The sequence below is a fragment of the Treponema berlinense genome, from assembly GCF_052273165.1.
Taxonomy (GTDB): Bacteria; Spirochaetota; Spirochaetia; order Treponematales; family Treponemataceae; genus Treponema_D; species Treponema_D berlinense_A.
Genome location: NZ_DAVZIU010000043.1, coordinates 1 through 2,743, shown reverse-complemented (window position 1 = coordinate 2,743; position 2,743 = coordinate 1). Strand labels below are relative to the sequence as shown.

Genomic DNA, 2,743 nt, shown 5'->3' with positions numbered 1-2,743 from the left:
AATTCACAGAGCTCTATTCAAAGATAAACCTGCACGAAAGCACGCTTGCGGGGCTTAAGAACAACGTTTCAAACCTTACTTCGACCTGCCAGAGAATAGAAGCAAAACTTGACAGACTAATAGAAAAGGAGAGCCGATGAAACAAATACAGGATTTAACATCAATCTACGCAAGAAAAAAGCCTGCGGAATTTGCAGACAATCTTTGTCTTTTTTTCTGCTACAACTTCTGTAAAGGAAAAATTTTCAAGGACGAAAAAGAAGCGTTTGACGCAGCCGAAAAGGCACGTCTTGACGGTTTTTTGGGAGATGACGGTTTTGTTCTCAATGCGGAAGCAATTCTTCGCGAAGGAAACTGTTTTCGTTGGAGTGTCCAGAAAGAAAAAATCACTACAATAGACAATGTAAAAAAAGCCTCTCCAGTTTGCTTTGAATACAAGGGACATGCGCACTGGGTTGTTGTTGAGAACGGCAAAATTGTATTCAACTCGTTAGAAAACAGCGTATGCGTAAAAAACGGAAAGCCAGTATCTATGCGGATAATCCGCCAGCTTGATTTATAGAGGTGAAAAAAATGAATTTTGAAGAATGGATTAAAAAATCATTTCCAAACAAAGGAAATAACGAACACACAACATATTCAATCGGTGATATGAAAGACGCATTTTTTGCAAAAGAAACGGCGGAAGAAAAAACTCAGGCTGAAAACCAGAGTGAAACTCAGAGTGAAACACAGGAAAATCCGACAGAAAAAAGCGGGCTGTCTGTAAATCCTGATCAGCTTAAAAAAAAGACATATAAGGCAAAAACAACAAGCCTTATAGCGCAGATAATCGCGGCGCTTTGGGTTGCGATTTGGAGCGCAAAGAATTTTATTGTTTCTGGCGGAAGAATAAACGACATAATTTTTAGTGGTTTTGCAATCGCCGCCTGTTTTAGTCCAGTTTACTTTAATATGGTTCTGGACAAAATAAAAACTATCAAATTCGGAGAATAAAATGGCAGTTTTTGCGGTGATTTTTGGAATTGCATTTTTAACGGTTCTTATAGGCGGAATAATTATTGTTTCTGAAATGCTGGAGGAAATAGGTAAATGACAAAGACATTTATTGCGATTATTTGCGTTTTTTTTGTTTTGCTTTTTCTGTCTGTTCTTACAATTTTTGTGCAAAAAAAAGTTTATCAGACGAAATTAAAAAAAATGGAACGTGATTTTTTGAAAAGGTGGAACTTAATGCAATCAAGACAGGAGGAGATTTTAAAAAATGCAAAGCAGAAAAAAGAAAGCCTGCATTCTGGCAATTCTGACACAAATTTTAATAACAGCCTTAATGTCCTGCAAAACCTTGCAGCCGGAAGAGAAAAAAACAATTCAGATTGAAGCGCAGTTCCCGTCACCTTATGACGAAAACGGAAATCAGATTGTAATTCTGGAAGATGATGTCGTCAAAATGCCGTTATGGTACTGGTTAAAAATAACGGAATTCGCCGTTGATGTAGAAACAAATTTAAAATTACAGGAATTGAAAGAATGAATTTATTCGGATTCGAACTAAGAAAAATAAAAAATGATGTAAAAAAGCGACCTGTTTCAAAATATACCTCGGGCGGATTTTTTTATTATTCGCCAAAAATGACAACGGCGCAACTTCTGGCAAACTCTACAGTAAACGCTTGTGTTAATATCATCGCCGATGCCGTTGCCTGTCTTTCGCTTAACGTGTACAAAAAAGGCGAAAACGGACGCGAAAAAGTCCAGGACATTTCACTTGCAAAACTGTTAAAAAATTCTCCAAACTATGACGACACTCCGTACAGTTTTAAACAACAGATAATGCTTCATCTTCTACTTAAAGGAAACGCATTTATTTTTATTGAGCGCAACTGGGATTATACGGTCCGTTCTCTTACGGCACTCGATCCAGATTATGTTGAAATTTGCCGGGACGAGGATAAAGAAGTGTATTACAAGTTTTCAGTGGACGGTCATACTTACAAATGCAACAGCGAAACAATTCTTCATATTCCTGCAATCCGCTACAACAGATTACGGGGCTTGTCGCCTTTGGAGTATTCAACAAACTGCGCAAGAATTGGGCTTGACCTTGACGAATACACTCAAAAATATTTTGACGGCGGAATACATTCAAAACTGCTTGTAAATGTTCCTGTTGAACAAAAAAACTGGTCAAAAGAGGACAGCCAGAAGCTTACAGAACAGCTTCTTGCGTCTTACGGCGGAAAAGAAAACGCAAACAAACCGCTTATTCTTTCAAAGGGCTTGACCGCAAGTCCAATCAACATAAACGGAAACACAGACAGCCAGCTTGTCGAAAACCGCAAATTCAGCGAAAAGGAAATCGCAAAAATCTTCCGTGTCCCGCTTTTTATGCTTGGAAGTGAAAACTCAAAGTTTACGAACCAGGAACAGGCGAACACATATTTTTTGCAACACACTCTTACACCGTGGCTTGTAAAAATTCAGGAATATTTTAACAGACTTTTGCCGTACGACCTAAAAGAAACCTGCTATGTGGAATTTGACACCGACACAATGCTGCGCGCTGACTACAACACAAGAATGAACAACTACGTAAAAGGCTTGCAAAGCGGAATCTATACACTGAATCAAGTTCTTGAAATGGAAAACCTGCCGAAAGTAAAAGAAGCTTATGCGGACAAGCACATAATGCTTGAAAACTACAAGGCAATGGACGGAGAGGACAAAAATAAAGACGACGACA

At 38.5% G+C, this 2,743-nt stretch carries 4 protein-coding genes; all 4 read left to right on the top strand.

All coding sequences use genetic code 11. The annotated features are described in order from the left end of the window. Window positions 1-136: 136 nt before the first annotated feature. A complete protein-coding gene (locus ACT6XC_RS09290; protein WP_443741605.1) occupies window positions 137-562 on the top strand; it encodes a hypothetical protein in 426 nt (141 codons plus the stop codon). 11 nt (window positions 563-573) lie between these two features. Next, window positions 574-996, top strand: coding sequence for a hypothetical protein (locus ACT6XC_RS09285; RefSeq protein ID WP_443741604.1), 423 nt, complete (start codon window positions 574-576; stop codon window positions 994-996). A gap of 268 nt (window positions 997-1,264) precedes the next feature. Next, window positions 1,265-1,534, top strand: a complete 270-nt coding sequence (locus tag ACT6XC_RS09280) for a hypothetical protein (protein ID WP_443741603.1) — start codon at window positions 1,265-1,267, stop codon at window positions 1,532-1,534. Then, a partial coding sequence (locus ACT6XC_RS09275) for a phage portal protein (protein WP_443741602.1) occupies window positions 1,531-2,743 on the top strand: 1,213 nt, incomplete at its 3' end. The genes ACT6XC_RS09280 and ACT6XC_RS09275, both read left to right, overlap by 4 nt.